This window comes from Modestobacter excelsi, from assembly GCF_005930495.1.
GTDB classification, from domain to species: Bacteria; Actinomycetota; Actinomycetes; order Mycobacteriales; family Geodermatophilaceae; genus Modestobacter; species Modestobacter excelsi.
The window spans coordinates 1-17123 of record NZ_SJEX01000102.1 but is presented as its reverse complement, the minus strand read 5'-3'; the positions used below and the strand labels follow the sequence as shown (position 1 = coordinate 17123).

Genomic DNA, 17123 nt, shown 5'->3' with positions numbered 1-17123 from the left:
GTCTCGGGGGTGTTCGAGGGGGCGAGGGCCGGGTGCGTGAGGTGCTCGAGCAGGGCGACGGCGAACTCCTGCGGGCGCTCCACGTGCGGGGAGTGCCCCACCCCGGGCAGCAGCACCTCGCGGTAGCTCCCGCCGCTGGCGGCGTAGCGGTCGAGCACCGAGCGGGTCTGGGTGACCATCGGCTGGGCCGGGAAGACGGCGTCCCCCGGCCAGCCCGGGACCGCCCCGAGCGACCCGAGGTGCGCGAGGTCGAAGACCGAGGTGTCGGACACGATCGCGTCGGCGTCGCCGCGGACCCACAGCACCGGCGGCCGCACCGGCAGCTCGGTGATGCCCGACAGGTCCAGCACCGTCGGCGCCATGGTGTTCAGCACGCCGCGCTCCCCCGGCGCCGTCCCGGGCCAGTCGGCCGTGGGCACCGCGTCGCCCGGGTAGTGGTCGGCACCGGTGCGGGTCGTGAGCATCGAGCCGACGAAGACGTCCTCCAGCCGCGGGTCCAGCGGCAGCGAGCCCGGCGCGACGTAGAACGCGCGCAGCACCGACCGCGGGCTGGCCGGGCCGTCGGCCGAGGTGTCCCCCGCCGCCAGCGCGGCGACGAAGTCCGGGTTGGCGGTGCCCCCGCCGGAGCCGGTGCCCTCGGGGTGCACCCGCTGCCCGTCGTGGCCGACGGTGCCCCCGAAGCCGTACGGCGACACCGGTGCCACCAGCGCGACGGAGGCGACGCGGGCCGGGTCGTCGAGCAGGTGCTGGAGGACGACGCCCGCGCCCATGCTCCAGCCGACCAGGTGCACGCGGTCCAGGCCGAGCGCGTCGACGAGGGCCGCGAGGTCGTCGGCCCAGTCCCGCACCCCGCGCCGGGCGTCGACCGGGAGCGGGTCGGTGCCACCGAAGCCGCGCAGGTCGACCGCGAGCGGCCGCCAGCTCGGGTCGAGGGTGAGCAGCTGCGGCTGCCAGAAGGCCGCCGAGCTGACGTTGCCGTGCACGAAGAGCACCGCGTCGCCGCTCCCGGAGGGGTCCACGCCCTCGGCGTGCAGCACCTGCTGGGTCAGCCGGGCGGTGGGCACCGCGGTGGCGGCGATCCCGGGGAGCAGCAGGTCACTGGGCATGGGTGGTCTCCCCGAGGTCGTGCCGGGTCCGCTCCCGGCGTCCGGGGCAGGGTAGTGCGGGCCGCCGCGCGGGGACAGCGAGTCCCCGGTCCGCTGCCCTCCCCCACCTACCATCGACGGTGATGGCGAGCACCCGGGTCGGCAGTCGCCCACCCGCACGCCGGGCCACCCGTCCGGCTCCCCCACGACGACGGGGGCCGCGCCGGAGGATCGGGCCCTTCGTGCTCATCGCGCTGCTGGTCGCCATCGCGGGCCTGAGCCTGCAGGCCCGTCACGACGAGGAGGCACCCGCCGCGGTGGCCAGCCGGTGCTCGATCCCCGGGCAGGAGGTGGAGCTCACCACCGAGCAGGCCGCCAACGCCGCGACCATCGCGGCCGTGGCCCGCTCGCGTGGTCTGCCGCTCCGGGCCACGGTGATCGCGCTGGCCACCGCCCAGCAGGAGTCCCGGCTGCGGAACCTGGACCACGGTGACCGGGACTCGCTCGGGCTGTTCCAGCAACGGCCCTCGCAGGGCTGGGGGTCCGCCGAGCAGGTCCGGGACCCGGTCTACGCCGCCGGGAAGTTCTTCGACCACCTGGTGGAGGTGCCCGGCTGGGAGACCGGGGACCTGACGACCGTGGCAGACGCCGTGCAGCGCAGCGCGTTTCCGCTCGCCTACCGACAGTGGACGGGCCTGGGCGAGGCACTGGCTCCGGTGCTCCTGTCCGACCAGCCCGGGCAGTTCTCCTGCACCTTCAGCCCGGCGGCCGAGGTCGCCACCGTGGCCGACCGCGCGCCGGCGATCACCGACGCCGTGCGGCGGGAGGCGGGCACCCCCACCCTCGAGGGCGGCGTGGTCTCGGTGGCCGGGGCCGGGTGGCCGGAGGCGAGCTGGGCGGTGGCGCACGCCGACCGGTTCCAGCTCACCGCCGTGGTGATGGACGGCTGGCGGTGGACGCCGGACGCCGGCTGGGAGAACACCCCGAGCGCCTTCGCCCTGCCGCTCCAGCTGCACCTCGCCTGAGGCCGCTCACCCCGCCCCGACGAGGACCACTGGGCGACGGCGGTCCCGCCGGCCCCCGGCGAGCTCCCAGCCACCGACGACCAGGCAGAGCAGCGCGGTCCCGGACAGCAGGGTCATGAACAGCGGTCGGACCGCGGTCCGGTTCACCGACCGCATGGCGGCGATCCCGCCGGCACCGGGCAGCGCGGCCAGCGCCGGCATCACCATGAGGCTGCAGACGGCGAAGGCGCCGGCCACGACGGCCGCGCCCAGCCCGGTCACCAGCAGCACGACGCCGCGGCGCTCACCGTCGCCGGCAACGCCCGGCGGGTCGGTCACGCCACCCCGTTCGCGCTGAGCACGGCGTTCGAGCGGGTCACCGGGGTCAGCCCCGCTGTGCACCGCAGCGCCGCTGCCGGTCAGCCGCCGAGGCGCTCCACGGCGGCGTCGATCCGCTCGTCGGTGGCGGTGAGCGCCATCCGCACGTGCCGGCTCCCGGCCGGTCCGTAGAAGCTGCCGGGCGCGGCGACGATCCCCAGGCCGGCCAGCCAGTCGATCGTCGCCCAGCAGTCCTCGTCGCGGCTGACCCACAGGTACAGCCCCGCCTCGGAGTGGTCGATCCGGGCGCCGGTCCCGCGCACCGCGGCGGCCAGCCGGTCCCGGCGCCGCCGGTAGCGCTCCCGCTGGGCCGTGACGTGCTCGTCGTCGGCCAGCGCCGCCGCCATCGCCGCCTGCACCGGGGTGGGCACGAGCAGGCCGAGGTGCCGGCGCACCTCCCACGCCCGGCGGACGAGCGCGGGGTCACCGGAGAGCAGGCCCGCGCGGTAGCCGGCCGCGGTCGACTGCTTGGACAGCGAGTGCACGGCGAGCAGGCCGGTGTGGTCGGCGCCGGCGACGTCGGGGTGCAGCACCGAGCGCGGGACGACGTCCCAGCCCAGCTCGACGTAGCACTCGTCGGCCACCACCGGCACCCCGTGCGTCCGGCCCCAGGAGACCCAGGCGCGCAGGTCGTCGTCGGTCAGCACGCGGCCGTGCGGGTTCCCCGGCGAGTTGAGCCAGACCAGGACGGCGTCGCCCGGGTCGGCCGGCGGGGTGTCGGTGCGCAGCACCTGCAGGCCCGCGACGACCGCCCCCACCTCGTAGGTCGGGTAGGCGACCTCCGGGATGAGCACCGTGCCACCACGTGGGAGCCCCAGCAGGGTGGGCAGCAGCGCCACCAGCTCCTTGGAGCCGACGGTCGGGATCACCGACGGGTCGGCGCCGAACGGGTCGGCCACCTCGACCCCGAGCCGGCGGGACAACCAGCCGGCCGCCGCCCGCCGGACATCGGCGGTGCCGAGCGCCGTCGGGTAGCCCGGGGCATCCCCGGCAGCGGCCAGCGCCTCCCCGAGCAGCGGCGGGGTGGGGTCGACCGGCGTGCCGATCGAGAGGTCGACGACGCCGTCAGCATGCTCGGCGGCGCGGGTGCGTGCCGCGGCCAGCGCGTCCCAGGGAAAGTCCGGCAGCCGGACCGTGCTCAGTGCCCCTCACCCTGCGGCGGAAGCGCGGCCACGAGCGGGTGGTCCTTGTTGATCTTGCCGGTCTTGGCCGCGCCGCCGGGGCTGCCCAGATCGGAGAAGAACTCCACGTTGGCGTTGTAGAAGTCCTTCCACTTGTCCGGGACGTCGTCCTCGTAGTAGATGGCCTCCACCGGGCACACCGGCTCGCAGGCGCCGCAGTCCACGCACTCGTCGGGGTGGATGTAGAGCATCCGGTCGCCCTCGTAGATGCAGTCCACCGGACACTCGTCGATGCACGCCTTGTCGAGGACGTCGACGCAGGCCTGGGTGATGACGTAGGTCACGGGTTCCTCCGGGGCGAGTTCCCTGGCTGACCAGGGGCGTGTTCGATCACCGCAAGTATCACCCGTGGGCTCCCGGGTCGGCGCGACGGGTGCGCGGGACACGACCGGCCGGGGGCCGGTGGCCGGCCGCGCAGTGCGGAACCGGAGGATCCCGGCATGGGACAACGCCGCTCACCGCTCGGCGTCGAGGACCTCGAGCGGGTGGCCGCCCGCGGCTGGCGCGCGCTCGAGGAGGACTCCCTCGGCGGGTGGCTGCTGCGCGCCGGCGGCGGGTTCACCGGGCGGGCCAACTCCGCGCTGGTGGTCGGCGACCCGGGCGTGCCGCTGCCGGCCGCGGCGGACGCCGTCGCCCGCTGGTACGGCGAGCGCGGGCTGCGGCCCGCCGCGCAGCTGCCGGGCGTGCAGTCCCGGGCCGCCGACGCGGCGTTCGCGGCGGCCGGCTGGGATCGGGACGAGGACACGCTCGTCCTCACCGCGCCGGTCGGGAGGCCGCAGCCGGTCGACGTCCCGGTGGAGCTGGCGGCGACCCCCGACGAGGCCTGGCTGGCCGGCTACCGGCACGGCGGGCAGCCGTTGCCGGCGGTCGCCGTCGCGGTGCTCACCAGCGCCGCGGACGTCGTCTTCGCGTCCGTGCGCCTCGCGCCCGCGCCCGCACCGCTGGCCGCGGTGGCCCGCGGTGTGCTGACCGACGGGTGGCTGGGGGTCACCGCGGTCACCGTCGCCGAGGAGCACCGCCGGCAGGGGCTGGCCACCGCCGTGATGACCGCGCTGCAGGGCTGGGCCGCCGGACGCGGTGCCCACTCCGTCTACCTGCAGGTGGTGGCGAGCAACGCCGCGGCGCGGGCGCTCTACCGGCGGGCGGGCTTCATCGAGCACCACCGCTACCACTACCGGCGCCGGGTGGGCTGACCGGAGCGCCCAGCACCCTGCCGACGGCGAACGCCGCGGCGAGGACGCCCAGCAGCAGGAACCCCAGGTTCACTGCCGAGGTGACGGCGTCCCCACCGGGCAGCAGCAGGTCGCCCTCGGGACGGCGCATGGTCGCGGCGAGTGCGATCACCAGCCACGCCACGGCCGGCAGGACGGCGACCAGCCGCGAGCCCGACACCCGCCGGGCCGCACCGACCAGCAGCAGGTTGCCGGCGACGGCGGCGAGCAGCGAGACCGGCACCGGGACGCCGCCGAGGCGCCACGGCAGCCAGAACACCTCGACCAGGGCGAGCCAGGCCGCCACGGCGACGGCGGCGACCGCCCAGCCGAGCAGGTGCAGTGCCCTCATCCGGGCAGGCCGGCGAACAGGTCGTCCTCCCAGCCCTGCGCCCCCGGTCCGGCCGGGCCGCGGGTGCCGCGGACCAGGCGGTAGAACTCGGTGCCCAGCACCTCCTGGCCGAGGTTGTTCGACAGCGCGAAGAAGGGCCCGTCGACGGTCATCTGCGTCGGGTGCGCACGCATGGCCGCGTCCTTGCGGTCGGCGTGGGCGCGGCCGTCGACCGCGGTGGTGACGACGTCGTCGGCCACCGCGAACGGGACGTCGTCCAGGTCCCCCAGGCCCTCGAACGGCGATGCCTCGCCCAGCGCGGCCATGGCGTCGATGCCGGCCTGCACGACCGAGCGCGGCATGGCGTTCCAGTAGACCTTGGCGACCTCCCAGGCGGGGCCGAGGTCGGGGCGGTAGCCGGGGTCGGCGGCGGCCTCGACGGCACCCATCGCGACGCGGTGCGCCTGGATGTGGTCCGGGTGGCCGTATCCGCCGACCTCGTCGTAGGTGACCAGCACCTGCGGGCGGACCTCCCGGACGACGGCCACCGCGGAGGCGACGGCCTCGGCGAGGTCGGCCCGCCAGAAGGCGCGCGGCTTGTCGTTGGCCGGGGTGTCCATCATCCCGGAGTCGCGGTAGCGGCCCGCGCCGCCGAGGAAGCGCCAGTCGGTGACCCCCAGCGCGGCCATCGCGGCGGCGAGCTCGCTGATCCGGTAGCCGCCGAGCTGGTCGGCCTGGTCCGCGGCGAGCTGGGCGAGGGCGGGCACGAGCACCTCGCCCTCCTCGCCCAGGGTGCAGGTGAGCAGGGTGACCGAGGCGCCCTCGGCGACGTAGCGGGCCATCGTCGCCCCGTTGTTGATCGTCTCGTCGTCCGGGTGGGCGTGCACGAACAGCACACGGCGGTCAGAGGTCACGGGAGGTATTAGACCCGAGGCCGATCACGCGCTGGACTCACCACCGGGGCACGAGGCCCGGAGGGCTGTCGACGGCAGGCACGGGGCCCGGAGGGCTCCTGCCCACCGTCGACGAAGCGGCTCAGCGACAGCCGGGACGGCTCCTGGCCGCGGTGCGGCCCGTCAGGGTCGCGATGTCACAGTCGCGATGTCACAGCACCGACTGGACCTCCGCGTAGTGGCAGGCGTTCAGGTGCCCGGCACCGCGGTCGGCCAGGGCCGGGTCGTCGGTCATGCACTTCTCCCGCTGCCCGTCGGTGAGGACGTTGGCGAACTTCTGGCAGCGGGTCCGGAACCGGCAGCCCGAGGGCGGGTTGGCCGGGCTCGGCACGTCGCCGGAGATGATGATCCGCTGCCGGGCACGCTCGCGGCGCGGGTCGGGCAGCGGGATCGCCGACAGCAGCGCCTGCGTGTAGGGGTGCGCCGGGCGGTCGAACAGCTCGTCGCGGTCGGCGATCTCGATGATCCGGCCGAGGTACATGACCGCGACCCGGTCGGAGATGTGCCGGACGACGGACAGGTCGTGGGCGATGAACAGGTAGCTCAGGCCGAGGGAGTTCTTCAGGTCCTCGAGCAGGTTGATCACACCGGCCTGGATGGAGACGTCCAGCGCGGACACCGGCTCGTCGAGCACCAGCACCTTCGGCTGCAGGGCCAGCGCGCGGGCGATGCCGATGCGCTGGCGCTGGCCACCGGAGAACTCCGCGGGGTACCGGTTGGTGTGCTCGGGGTTGAGCCCGACGGTCTCGACCAGCTCGCGCACCCGGCTGCGCAGCTCGTCGTTGCTCTTCGTCAGGCCGTGGATCACCAGCGGCTCGGCGACGATGTCGAAGACCGGCAGCCGCGGGTTGAGCGAGGCGTAGGGGTCCTGGAACACCAGCTGGATGTCCCGGCGCAGCGGGCGCATCTGCTTGCGGTTGAGCCCGACGATCTCCCGGCCCTGGAAGACCACGGACCCGCCGGTGGCCGGCTGCAGGTTGAGGATGGCCCGGCCGGTGGTCGACTTGCCGCAGCCGGACTCCCCCACCAGGCCCAGCACCTCACCCGGGTAGAGGTCGAGGTCGACCCCGTCGACGGCCTGCACCGCCCCGACGGTGCGCTTGATCAGCCCACCGCCCTTGATCGGGAAGTGCTTCTGCAGGCCGCGCACCTGGAGGATCGGCTCACCGCGACCCGTCGCGCCGCTGCCGGTGCGCTCGGTGGTGGGAGCGCTCATGCCCGGTCTCCGTCCGTCGTGCCGCGGTGCGTGCTGACGACGGTGCCGGTGTCGGCGACGTCAGCAGCTGGTTCGGTCTGGTCCGGTGGCGGGGGGCCGCCGGCGTTCGTGTCGCGGGCGCCCTCACCGAGGGCCAGGTCGGCCGGCAGGGCGTCCCCGACCAGGACGTCGTCCGTCGCCGTCTCGCTGAACACCTCGGCGGCGTGGCCGTGCGCCTGCGCCACCTGCTCGGTGCGGATGCAGGCGGCCTCATGGCCGGCCCCGACCTGGAACAGCGGCGGCTCCGCGGCGTCGCACTCGTCGATGTGCAGCGGGCAGCGCGGCGCGAAGGGGCACCCCGGCGGCATGTTGACCAGCGAGGGCGGCGCCCCGGTGATCGGGGTGAGCCGCTCCCGGGTCGGTGCGTCGAGCCGGGGCAGTGAGCCGAGCAGGCCGAGGGTGTAGGGCATCCGCGGCTCGTAGTAGATGTCCTCGACGCTGCCGATCTCCACCGGCCGGCCGGCGTACATGACCAGCACCCGGTCGGCGATCCCGGCGACGACGCCGAGGTCGTGGGTGATCATGACCATCGCCGCGCCGGTCTCCTGCAGGGCCGTCTGCAGCACCTCGAGGATCTGCGCCTGCACGGTGACGTCCAGCGCCGTCGTCGGCTCGTCGGCGATGATCACCTCCGGCTGGTTCGCCATGGCGATGGCGATGACCACCCGCTGGCGCATGCCGCCGGAGAACTCGTGCGGGTAGGAGTCGACCCGGTCGCCGGCGTTCGGGATGCCGACCAGCTCGAGCAGCTCGACGGCCCGGGTCTCGGCGGCCCGGGAGGACAGCGACTTGTCGTGGATCCGGAGGGTCTCCTCGATCTGGGCCCCGACCTTGTAGACCGGGTCCAGCGAGGTCATCGGGTCCTGGAAGATCATCGAGACGCCCTTGCCGCGGATACGCGACATGCTCCGGTCGTTCTGCCCGAGCAGCTCCTGGCCGCGGTACCGGACCGAGCCGGTCACCCGGGCGTTGCTGGGCAGCAACCCCATCACCGCCAGCGAGGTGACCGACTTGCCGGAGCCGGACTCGCCGACGATGCCGAGCACCTCACCGGAGCGCAGCGTGTAGTCGACGCCGCGGACGGCGTGGACCTGGCCGTCCTCGGTGGGGAACCGGACGTTGAGATCGGTGACCTGCAGCAGCGGTGCAGCGGCGTCGAAGCCGGGCAGGCTCTGGGTGCGGCCGCGGCTGATCGTCCCGGTGGAGGAGACGGCGGTCGCGCCGGTGGTCCCGGGGGTGGACATGGATCTCTCCGTCTTCAGCGCTGTCAGGACCGCACGCGGCGGTTGCTCGGGTCGAAGGCATCCCGGATACCGTCGCCGATCAGGTTGATCGACAGCACGATGAGGAGCAGGAGGATGCCGGGGAAGTAGAAGAGCCACGGGCGGGTCGAGGCGGCCTGGACACCGTCGGAGACCAAGCGGCCCAGCGACGTGGCGTTCGGGTCGTTCACGCCGAAGCCCAGGTAGGTCAGGGACGCCTCGAGGATGATTGCGGTCGCCGCGGCAAGGGTGGTCCACACGATGAGCGAGCCCAGCGCGTTGGGGATCAGGTGCTTGAAGATGATCCGGCGGTTCGACGCCCCCAGGGAGTGCGCCGCCTCGACGTACTCCTTCTCGCGCAGCGAGAGGAACTGGCTGCGGACGATGCGGGCCAGGTCCAGCCAGCCGAACAGGCCCAGGATGATGCCGACCCCCAACGGGGTGCGGGACCCCGGGAAGTTGCTGGCCACGACGATCAGCACCACCAGCAGCGGCACGGTGAGGACCAGGTCGACCACCCGCATCAGGACGCTGTCGACCCACTTGCCGAAGTAGCCGGCCAGGGCGCCCACGAGCAGGCCCAGCGGCAGTGCGATGACGATGAACAGCAGCACGATGAACAGCGAGCGCTGGACGCCGGACATCAGACCGGCGAGCAGGTCACGGCCGATCGCGTCACTGCCCAGCAGGTAACCCTGCGTGCCCGGCGGGACGGACTGCGCGCTGGAGTTCAGGTCGGAGTAGGACTTCCCGTCCACTAGCGGGCCGATGAAGCCGAAGACCAGCAGCAGGCCGAAGAGGACCAGCCCGGTCATGCCGACCTTGTTGTGCAGGAACCGGCGGACGATCTGCTGCCGCTGGCTGCGTGCCTTGACGGTGAACTCGCGCTCGACCTCGCCGCTGCCCTGCGGGGCACCGGGCACGGCCGGCTGCACACCGCCGGCGGTGGTGCCGGCCTGGGTGGTGGCCATGGTGGTCTCTCTCTTCGAGGGCTCGGCCGCTCAGGCCAGCCGGATCCGTGGGTCGAGGACCGCGTACAGGATGTCGGCGACGAGGTTGAACACGACGACGAAGACCGCGCTGACCAGCAGCCAACCGAGGACGACGTTGATGTCGTTCTGACCGATCCCGTCCTGGATCAGGTACTCCCCCATGCCGTGCCAGACGAACACCTGCTCGGTGATGATGGCGCCGCCGAAGAGCGTGCCGATGCCGAGGGCCACGACCGTGGTCAGCGGGATCAGCGCGTTGCGCAACCCGTGCTTGAACACGGTGCGCCGGTAGGTGAGGCCCTTGGCCCGCGCCAGCCGCATGTAGTCCGAGCCGAGCACGTCGAGCATCGAGGCGCGCTGGAACCGGCTCCAGGCGGCGAAGGTCAGCAGCGCCAGGCTCACGGTCGGCAGCACCAGGTGCCCCAGCCGGTCCTGCCACAGCTCCCAGCCGCCGGCGTACAACGACAGCCCGGGCGTCTCCTCGCCGAGGGTGTAGACCACCTGGCTGCCGACGAGGTCGTTGATCCCCCCGGCCACGAACTCCTTCAGCAGCGCGGCGAACCAGAAGGTCGGCAGCGCGATGAGGATGTAGGCGATGAAGGTGAAGGCGTAGTCCGAGGGCTTGTACTGCCGGACGGCCCCGATGACGCCGACGATGATCGCCAGCACGACGGCGATCACGACCGCGCCGATGATCATCCGGCCGGTCACCATCAACCGCGGCCCGAGCTGCTCGGCCACCGGGGTCCCGTTGACGGTCTTGCCGAAGTCCCCGGTCAGCACACCGCTGAGCCAGTTCCAGTACCGCACGAAGAAGCTGTCGTTCAGCCCCAGCTGCTCGCGCAGGTTGTCGAAGAACGCCGGCGGCGGCGGGGGGTTGCGGTTGTAGTACTTGCTGAGCGGGTCGAAGCTGGTGGCGCAGAGGGCGAACACCAGGAACGAGCTCACCAGCAACACGAGGACCGACGCCAGGATGCGCCGGATCGTGAAGAAGAACATGCGGTGACCTTACGCCGACAGCGGAAGTCGTCCGGGCGGAACGACCAGTGCAGCGAACTCCTCTCACCGGCTCCGCGCACCTCGCGCGGACCCCGTGTCCGGGCGGGCTCGGGAGCGGACGCGCCGAGGCACGGGACCGTCACCGGCGCGACACAGCGGTGTCACACCGCGTCCGGACAGACCACGGCCCCCGGGGGTGTGCCCGGGGGCCGTGGTCCGTCCGGCGCCGGCTCCGCCGGAGCGGAGCGGGGCCGGACGGGAGGTGGTGCTCCCGCCGTGCCGGGCCAGGGCCCGGCACGGCGGGTGGTGCGGTGCGGTGCGGTGCGGTGCTACGTGCGGCTCAGTGCCGTCGGGAGACCCGACCGGTCACTGCACCGTCCAGGTGCTCGCGTTCCACAGCGGGCCGGCCTGCGTCGGGTTGTCCTCGACGCCGGAGACGTTGCTGCTGTAGGCGATGTAGGTCGGCTTCTGGTACAGCGGCAGGGTCGCCATCTGGTCCCAGAGGGCCTTGTCGATCTCGTTGCCGGTCGCCGCGACGTCCGACTCCTCGGTCTCGCTCAACCACTGGGTGAGCAGAGCGTCGATCTCGGGCGTACCGGTCCGGCTGTAGTTCTGCTGGACGGCACCCCCGGCGCCCTCGGGGGACTGGTAGATCGGCGGGGTGGTGGAGATGAACGGGCTGCCGACCCAGGCGAAGAGCGCCATCTGGAAGCCACCGGCGACGAGGCTGGTGGGCTTGTCCGGGCCGGCGAAGATGTCCGGGTTGGCGTTGAAGCTGGCCTCGACGCCGGCGGCCTTCAGCTGCGGGATCATGACGTTGATCGTCTGCTCACGCAGCGGGTTGTTGGCCGTGGTGTCGATCTTGAACGACAGCCGCTGGGAGCCCTTGGCGTAGATGCCGTCCGACCCCAGGGTGTAGCCGGCCTGCTCGAGCAGCGCCTTGGCACCCGCGACGTCGGCCGTCTTGTACTGCTCGGGCGCGTTGTCCTGGTACTGCTCCTGGGTGTTGAGCCAGATGCGGTTGTTCAGGACCTGGGCGTCGGAGGAGAACTGGCCGACGGTCTGGTCGACGATCTCCTGCCGGTCCAGCGCCATCGCGATCGCCTGGCGCACCCGGACGTCGCTGAGCTGGGGGTCGGTGGTGTTGAAGTCCAGGTGCTCGAACGTGATGCCGAAGTTCACGTCGCTCTCGACGTTCGGCTTGAGGGCGTCGACCTGGCCGACGAGGTCCAGCTGCGGCTGCGGGTAGATGACGTTCAGCTCGCCGCTCTTGAGGCCCTGGACCTGGGTCGTCGGGTCGTTGCCGACACCCTGGATGACCAGCTGGTCGAGCTTGGGCTTGTCACCCCAGTAGTTCTCGTTCGGGGTGAGGACGGCGATCTGCTGGCCGTTGTTGATGTTGGACTTCTTCAGCTGCCACGGGCCGCCGGAGATGTCCTGGGGCAGACCGTCGGCGATCGGCCAGCCGGTGCTGAGGTAGGCGCAGTTGGCCTCGGGGCTGCCCTGGTCCATCACGTGCTTCGGGAAGACCGGGTTGTTCGACCCTGAGAAGAGGGCCTTCCAGTCGGCGAAGGGCGACAGGGTGACCGTCACGGTCTTGCCCTCGTCGGCGCCCTCGACCGAGGTGATCTTGTCGTAACCGGTGGTGCTCAGCAGCGTCTCGCAGCCACCCTGGGCGGGGTCGGAGGACTTCTGCAGGTTCCAGCTGAACTCGAAGTCGTCGGCGGTGATCGGCTCGCCGTCGCTCCAGTTGGCGTCCGGGTTGATCTTGTACGTGACCGTCTGGGTGTCCCCGGCGACCTCGGAGGTGGGCTCCTCGGTCAGCAGCTGGTCGTCGTACTTGACCGAGAGGTCGGGCTGGACGAGGTACGCCTGCGGGAGCAGCTGCGCCTCGATGTTCGCCACGGAGAGGGCGTTGCCGGCGGAGATCAGCGGCATCAGGTTCTCGGGCCAGTCGGTCGACTCGCCGTAGACGACCCGACCGGAACCGCCGGACCCGCCGTCGCCGCCACCGCTGTCGCTACCGCCACCGCACGCCGACAGGGCCATCGCACCGGTGACCCCGGTGGCGATGAGCACTGCGCTGCGCTTGCTCAACTTCACGTTCGAATGCCTCCTCGACCCGCTCGCGCGGGGGGAACGTCCATGTCTGACCGCCCCGGGATCGGGGGGCGACTGGGTGCTTGCCTGACCACACCCTGTCAGAGGACTGTCGGGAGACCGTCTGACAGGGAGCGACGGGCCGACATTAGGCAGGCACCGGAGACCCGTCGAGGACCGTCACCAAGTTGTGACCTCGTCTCAGGAATGCCGCGGCGACGCTGCAACAACGTCGCCACACACGGCTGCCCGCAAGAGGTTTTCCGGCCCCGTGGCAGTCCTCCGGGAAGAGATGATCACCGCGTCCCTCTCTCAGCTGACCGGACGTGTGCCCGGTGCTCGGGCTGGGTATCCCCAGGCGGACAGCAACGGACCAGAGGAGGCCCAACATGAGCGCCATGGACAAGCTGCAGAACAAGGCCCAGGAGCTGGCAGGACAGGGCAAGGAGGCCGCCGGCAAGGCGACCGACGACAAGGACCTGCAGGCCGAGGGCCACAAGGACCAGGCCGCCGGGAACGCGAAGCAGGCCGGCGAGAAGGTCAAGGACATCTTCAAGTGACCTGCGGTCGCTGACCAGCACCACCGAGAGCGCCGTCCCCGGTCCGCCGGGGGCGGCGCTCTCGCTTGTGCGTCCCCTCCTCGGGGCGCACGATGGCCCCGATGATGAGCCTCGCTAAGAGAACTGGCCGGATCCGTGGCTGACGTCCCCGGCACCGTGGAGGCCGCCGCCTTCGACGCCGCCGCGGCGGCCGTCGAGGCCGCCCTGGCCGCCGGTGCCCGCTACGCGGACGCCCGGCTGGTCGACCGGCGGTACGAGTCGATGACGGCACGGGACGGCGACGTGCGCGCCCTCACCCAGGCCACGTCGGCCGGGCTCGGCGTCCGCGCCCTCGTCGGCTCGTCCTGGGGCTTCGCCGCGCTGGGCGACCCCGCCGGTGACGACGACGCCCGCCGCACCGGCGCCCGCGCCACCGCGATCGCCGAGGCGTCGGCGGCCGTCCCCGGCCCGCCGGTGGACCTGGTCGGCGTCCCCGCCGTCCAGGGCGGCTGGGCCAGCGAGTGCCGGGAGGACCCGTTCGCCGTCCCGCTGGCGGAGAAGGGCGACCTGCTCACTGGCGTCACCGCGACGATGCGGGCCGCCGGGGTGGCCGTCGCCGAGGCCTCGTCGCAGGCGTGGGACACCCGCACCGCTTTCGTCTCCAGCGAGGGCGCCCGGATCGGCCAGCACGTGCGCGAGTGCGGCGCCGGCATGCACTGCCTCACCGTCGGGGACGGGGAGACCCAGCGCCGCTCCTACCCGGCCTTCCGCGGCCAGTTCGGCACCCGCGGCTGGGAGCTGGTCCGGGAGATCGACCTCCCCGGCCACGCCGACCGGATCGCCGCCGAGTGCCAGGAGCTGCTCAGCGCGCCGTCCTGCCCCAGCGGGGACACGACGCTGCTGCTGGGCGGTGAGCAGATGTCGCTGCAGATCCACGAGTCGGTGGGGCACGCGATCGAGCTGGACCGCATCCTCGGCTGGGAGGCGGCGTTCGCCGGGACCTCGTGGCTGGACCTCGACCAGCTGGGCTCGCTGCGCTTCGGCTCCGAGCTGATGAACATCACCATCGACCCGACGATCCCCGGTGCGTTGGGCTCCTTCGGCTTCGACGACGAGGGGACGCCCGCCACGGCCCGGGACGCCGTCCGCAACGGGGTCTGGGTGGGCGTCCTCGCCGGCCGGGACTCCGCCGCGGTCGCCGGCCTGGACCACGCCGGCTCGGTCCGCGCCGACGGGTTCGCCCGGCTGCCGATGGTGCGGATGACCAACGTCGGCCTGGAGCCCGGTCCGCACACGCTGGAGGAGATGATCGCGGCGACCGACGACGGCGTGCTGATGGAGCACAACCGGTCCTGGTCCATCGACGACCGCCGGCTGAACTTCCAGTTCGGTTGCGAGATCGGCTGGGAGGTGCGCAACGGCCGGAAGGGTCGGATGCTGAAGAACCCCTCCTACACCGGCATCGGCCCGCGGTTCTGGTCCTCGCTGGACATGTCGGCGGCCGCGCCCCCGGCGAGTGGCGCGCGTGGGGCACCCCGAACTGCGGCAAGGGCCAACCCGGCCAGGTCGGGCACACCGGCCACGGCGCGGCCCCGGCCCGGTTCACCGGCGTGCGGGTGGGGGTGCGCGGGTGACCGCCCTGGACTCCCTGGTCGCCGCCGTCCTCGACGAGGTCCGCCGGCAGGCCGGCGCGGACGCCGCCGCCGTCGCGCGGGCCGAGTCCAGCGCGCTGGCGCTGACCCGGTTCGCCGCATCCGCGATCCACCAGAACGTGGCCGACGAGCGGACCACGCTGCACCTGCAGCTCACCGTGGACGGCGGCCGGACGGCGACCGCGTCCACCACCCGGACCTCGTCGGTGCCCGACCTCGTCACCGCGACCCTCGCCGCCGCCCGGCTGCGGCCGCGCGACGCCGACTGGCCGGGGCTCGGCGGCCCGGCTCCGCTGGCGTCGACGGGCAACCCGGACGAGGCCACCACGCAGGCGTCCCCCGCCGAGCGGGCCGCCGCCGTGGCCGCGTTCATCGAGGCCGCCGGAGGGCTGAGCACCGCCGGCTACGTGCAGACCTCCTCGAGCACGGTGGTGCTGGCCGACACCGCCGGCCAGCACGTCGGCGGTGCGGCGACCTCCGCGGTGTGCGACGGCATCGCCCGGCTCAGCGGCGCCGACGGCGTGGCGCGCTCGGCGTCCCGGCGGTTCGCCGACCTGGACCCCGCCGCGCTCGGCGCCCGGGCCGCGGCCAAGGCCCGGGCCGGGGCGGACGCCGTCCCGGTCGACCCCGGCCGCTGGGCCGTCGTGCTGGAGCCGGCCGCGGTCGGTGACCTCGTCGCCGGCCTGACGTCGGGTCAGTTCAACGGCAAGGCCGTGGTCGACGGCACCTCCGGGCTGCGGTTGGGCGAGCAGCAGTTCGATCCCGCGGTCTCGCTGGTCGACGACGCGGCCGGCCCGGACGCGACCGGCCTGCCCTTCGACACCGAGGGCACCCCCGCCCGGCGCACCGACCTGGTGCGCGACGGCGTGCCCGTCGGCCTGACCACCGACCGGCGGGTGGCCGCCGCGCTCGGGAGCTCCTCGACCGGGCACGCGTCGGACACCTCGGCGACCGCCGGTCCGATCGCCGGTGACCCCGCGCTGGCCGGCGGCGACGGCGGCTCGGTCGACGACCTGGTGGCCGGGCTGGAGCGCGGACTGCTGGTGAGCGACCTCTGGTACACCCGGGTCGTGGACCCCAAGCGGTCGGTGTGGACCGGGCTCACCCGCAACGGCGTCTGGCTGGTCGAGGAGGGCCGGGTCGTGGCACCGGTGAGCACGCTGCGGTTCACCCAGTCCTACCTGGAGGCACTGGCCCCCGGGGCGGTCGCCGTCGGGTCCGTGGTCGACCCGCAGCCCGGACGGCTGACGATGACCTACGCGGGCACCAACCGCTTCGCCGTCCCGGCGCTGCGCCTCGCGTCCTGGAACATCACCGGCAACACCACCGGCTGACCCTCCCCCGCCGTTCACCTCCCGCGCCGAGAGCGAGGCGTTCCGCCCTCACTTTCGGCGCGGCAAGCGGATCACGCGGCCGGGCGAAGAGCGGCCTGGATCCGAGCGATGACCGCGTCCATGTCCCGCAGGTCGGCGGCGAGCAGTCGGACGACCCGCCACCCCGTAGCTTCCAGTCGTTCGTACCGCCCGTCGTCCTGGATGATCTGCCTGCCCTCGACGTGGTAGGACCCCTCGTACTCGACGATGAGCCTGGCCTCTGGCCAGGCGAGGTCGACCGTGGCCAACCACCGCCTGCCCTCGATCACCTGGAACTGCGGCACCGGTGCAGGCAGTCCGGCGAAGTGGCACGCAACTCGCACCCAGGACTCCGGCGGACTCCCTGCCCGACCGTCCACCAGGGCGAGGGCTGTGGACGCCCGCCGTCCCCGCCGGCGTCCTGAGGCCCCTCCCTGCAGGGACCTGAGCACGGCCGGCGTCAGGCACCCACCGGCTGCCGTCGCGTCGAGGCAGGCGACTGCGTCGGGGGTGCGCTCCAGCGTCGCCACGTCCCAGGCCGTCCGTTCCGGCGTGGTCACCCGCACCCCGTCCTGCGACGCCGTCACTTCGCCAGGCACGAGCGCGCTGCGGTGGACCCGCACACCCTCCGGCCCCCGCCAGGCAGACGTCCGGGGCACGATGACCGTCACCGGGTCGTGGAGATCCGCCGTGGGAGCGCGCCACCACACAGCAGCGGACCGGCCGCCGAGCACTGCTCCGGTCGGCATGAGGAGTGCGGCTGCCCGCGCCGAAAGTGGATCGGAGCGGGGGTCAGGAACGGGCGAGGAGGGTGCGGACGGCGGGGAGG

At 73.3% G+C, this 17123-nt stretch carries 16 protein-coding genes and 2 pseudogenes; 5 read left to right on the top strand and 13 right to left on the bottom strand.

Annotation, left to right across the window (positions count from 1 at the left end):
• Nucleotides 1–1106 (bottom strand): alpha/beta hydrolase (locus FHL80_RS22765; protein ID WP_138735616.1); only part of this gene is annotated, 1106 nt, incomplete at its 3' end.
• A gap of 221 nt (nucleotides 1107–1327) precedes the next feature.
• On the opposite strand from FHL80_RS22765, the gene FHL80_RS22760 reads away from it, so the two are divergent.
• Nucleotides 1328–2110 (top strand): hypothetical protein, encoded by a 783-nt coding sequence (locus tag FHL80_RS22760; RefSeq protein WP_216870974.1) that lies wholly within the window; start codon nucleotides 1328–1330, stop codon nucleotides 2108–2110.
• Between the two features lie 6 nt (nucleotides 2111–2116).
• Here FHL80_RS22760 and FHL80_RS22755 read toward each other — a convergent pair whose 3' ends face one another.
• From FHL80_RS22755 to fdxA, 3 genes are all read right to left on the bottom strand, one after another.
• On the bottom strand, nucleotides 2117–2428 hold the full coding sequence (locus FHL80_RS22755) for an anthrone oxygenase family protein (protein WP_138735615.1): 312 nt from the start codon (nucleotides 2426–2428) through the stop codon (nucleotides 2117–2119).
• A gap of 80 nt (nucleotides 2429–2508) precedes the next feature.
• The gene (gene dapC / locus FHL80_RS22745; protein WP_281283559.1) at nucleotides 2509–3594 is read right to left on the bottom strand and encodes a succinyldiaminopimelate transaminase; all 1086 of its coding nucleotides are present in this window, start codon (nucleotides 3592–3594) and stop codon (nucleotides 2509–2511) included.
• A gap of 11 nt (nucleotides 3595–3605) precedes the next feature.
• A complete protein-coding gene (fdxA, locus tag FHL80_RS22740) occupies nucleotides 3606–3932 on the bottom strand; it encodes a ferredoxin (protein WP_091764542.1) in 327 nt (108 codons plus the stop codon).
• A gap of 156 nt (nucleotides 3933–4088) precedes the next feature.
• On the opposite strand from fdxA, the gene FHL80_RS26855 reads away from it, so the two are divergent.
• Nucleotides 4089–4841, top strand: coding sequence for a GNAT family N-acetyltransferase (locus FHL80_RS26855; RefSeq protein WP_138735613.1), 753 nt, complete (start codon nucleotides 4089–4091; stop codon nucleotides 4839–4841).
• Here FHL80_RS26855 and FHL80_RS22730 read toward each other — a convergent pair.
• The 7 genes from FHL80_RS22730 to FHL80_RS22700 form a co-directional block, all read right to left on the bottom strand.
• A complete protein-coding gene (locus tag FHL80_RS22730) occupies nucleotides 4798–5211 on the bottom strand; it encodes a hypothetical protein (RefSeq protein WP_138735612.1) in 414 nt (137 codons plus the stop codon). The genes FHL80_RS26855 and FHL80_RS22730 overlap by 44 nt on opposite strands.
• Nucleotides 5208–6104: an N-acetyl-1-D-myo-inositol-2-amino-2-deoxy-alpha-D-glucopyranoside deacetylase gene (gene mshB / locus FHL80_RS22725; protein WP_138735611.1), complete on the bottom strand. Its 897-nt coding sequence runs from the start codon at nucleotides 6102–6104 to the stop codon at nucleotides 5208–5210. Before mshB ends, FHL80_RS22730 begins: the two co-directional genes overlap by 4 nt.
• A gap of 190 nt (nucleotides 6105–6294) precedes the next feature.
• A complete protein-coding gene (locus tag FHL80_RS22720) occupies nucleotides 6295–7359 on the bottom strand; it encodes an ABC transporter ATP-binding protein (protein ID WP_138735610.1) in 1065 nt (354 codons plus the stop codon).
• Nucleotides 7356–8642: an ABC transporter ATP-binding protein gene (locus FHL80_RS22715; RefSeq protein ID WP_138735609.1), complete on the bottom strand. Its 1287-nt coding sequence runs from the start codon at nucleotides 8640–8642 to the stop codon at nucleotides 7356–7358. The genes FHL80_RS22720 and FHL80_RS22715 overlap by 4 nt, the downstream gene beginning before the upstream one ends.
• 23 nt (nucleotides 8643–8665) lie before the next feature.
• Nucleotides 8666–9631 (bottom strand): ABC transporter permease, encoded by a 966-nt coding sequence (locus FHL80_RS22710; protein WP_138735608.1) that lies wholly within the window; start codon nucleotides 9629–9631, stop codon nucleotides 8666–8668.
• 30 nt (nucleotides 9632–9661) lie between these two features.
• Entirely contained in the window at nucleotides 9662–10651 is a 990-nt protein-coding gene (locus FHL80_RS22705; RefSeq protein ID WP_138735607.1) for an ABC transporter permease, read from the bottom strand.
• 366 nt (nucleotides 10652–11017) lie between these two features.
• On the bottom strand, nucleotides 11018–12754 hold the full coding sequence (locus tag FHL80_RS22700) for an ABC transporter family substrate-binding protein (RefSeq protein WP_138735606.1): 1737 nt from the start codon (nucleotides 12752–12754) through the stop codon (nucleotides 11018–11020).
• Nucleotides 12755–13140: 386 nt separating this feature from the next.
• Here FHL80_RS22700 and FHL80_RS22695 point away from each other — a divergent pair, with 386 nt between their 5' ends.
• The 3 genes and pseudogenes from FHL80_RS22695 (at nucleotide 13141) to FHL80_RS22685 (ending at nucleotide 16276) form a co-directional block, all read left to right on the top strand.
• Nucleotides 13141–13311, top strand: coding sequence for a CsbD family protein (locus FHL80_RS22695; RefSeq protein WP_014739185.1), 171 nt, complete (start codon nucleotides 13141–13143; stop codon nucleotides 13309–13311).
• A 261-nt stretch (nucleotides 13312–13572) separates the two neighbouring features.
• Nucleotides 13573–14766 (top strand): annotated as a pseudogene (locus tag FHL80_RS27135) (TldD/PmbA family protein); the annotation flags it as partial.
• A 154-nt stretch (nucleotides 14767–14920) separates the two neighbouring features.
• Complete coding sequence (locus FHL80_RS22685) at nucleotides 14921–16276, top strand: TldD/PmbA family protein (protein WP_138735605.1); 1356 nt, start codon at nucleotides 14921–14923, stop codon at nucleotides 16274–16276.
• 71 nt (nucleotides 16277–16347) lie between these two features.
• Here the strand turns inward: FHL80_RS22685 and FHL80_RS25825 are convergent, their stop codons facing one another.
• Nucleotides 16348–16599, bottom strand: a complete 252-nt coding sequence (locus tag FHL80_RS25825) for an endonuclease domain-containing protein (protein ID WP_216870973.1) — start codon at nucleotides 16597–16599, stop codon at nucleotides 16348–16350.
• A gap of 102 nt (nucleotides 16600–16701) precedes the next feature.
• Nucleotides 16702–17043: pseudogene (locus tag FHL80_RS27295) on the bottom strand (type IV toxin-antitoxin system AbiEi family antitoxin); the annotation flags it as partial.
• Between the last annotated feature and the right edge of the window lie 80 nt (nucleotides 17044–17123).

What these genes read in the sequence shown, in the direction of transcription:
- FHL80_RS22730 (WP_138735612.1), bottom strand. Translation starts at nt 5,211, where the DNA reads ATGAGGGCACTGCACCTGCTCGGCTGGGCGGTCGCCGCCGTCGCCGTG.
- FHL80_RS22720 (WP_138735610.1), bottom strand. Translation starts at nt 7,359, where the DNA reads ATGAGCGCTCCCACCACCGAGCGCACCGGCAGCGGCGCGACGGGTCGC.
- FHL80_RS22710 (WP_138735608.1), bottom strand. Translation starts at nt 9,631, where the DNA reads ATGGCCACCACCCAGGCCGGCACCACCGCCGGCGGTGTGCAGCCGGCC.
- FHL80_RS22695 (WP_014739185.1), top strand. Translation starts at nt 13,141, where the DNA reads ATGAGCGCCATGGACAAGCTGCAGAACAAGGCCCAGGAGCTGGCAGGA.
- FHL80_RS26855 (WP_138735613.1), top strand. Translation starts at nt 4,089, where the DNA reads ATGGGACAACGCCGCTCACCGCTCGGCGTCGAGGACCTCGAGCGGGTG.
- FHL80_RS22705 (WP_138735607.1), bottom strand. Translation starts at nt 10,651, where the DNA reads ATGTTCTTCTTCACGATCCGGCGCATCCTGGCGTCGGTCCTCGTGTTG.
- FHL80_RS22715 (WP_138735609.1), bottom strand. Translation starts at nt 8,642, where the DNA reads ATGTCCACCCCCGGGACCACCGGCGCGACCGCCGTCTCCTCCACCGGG.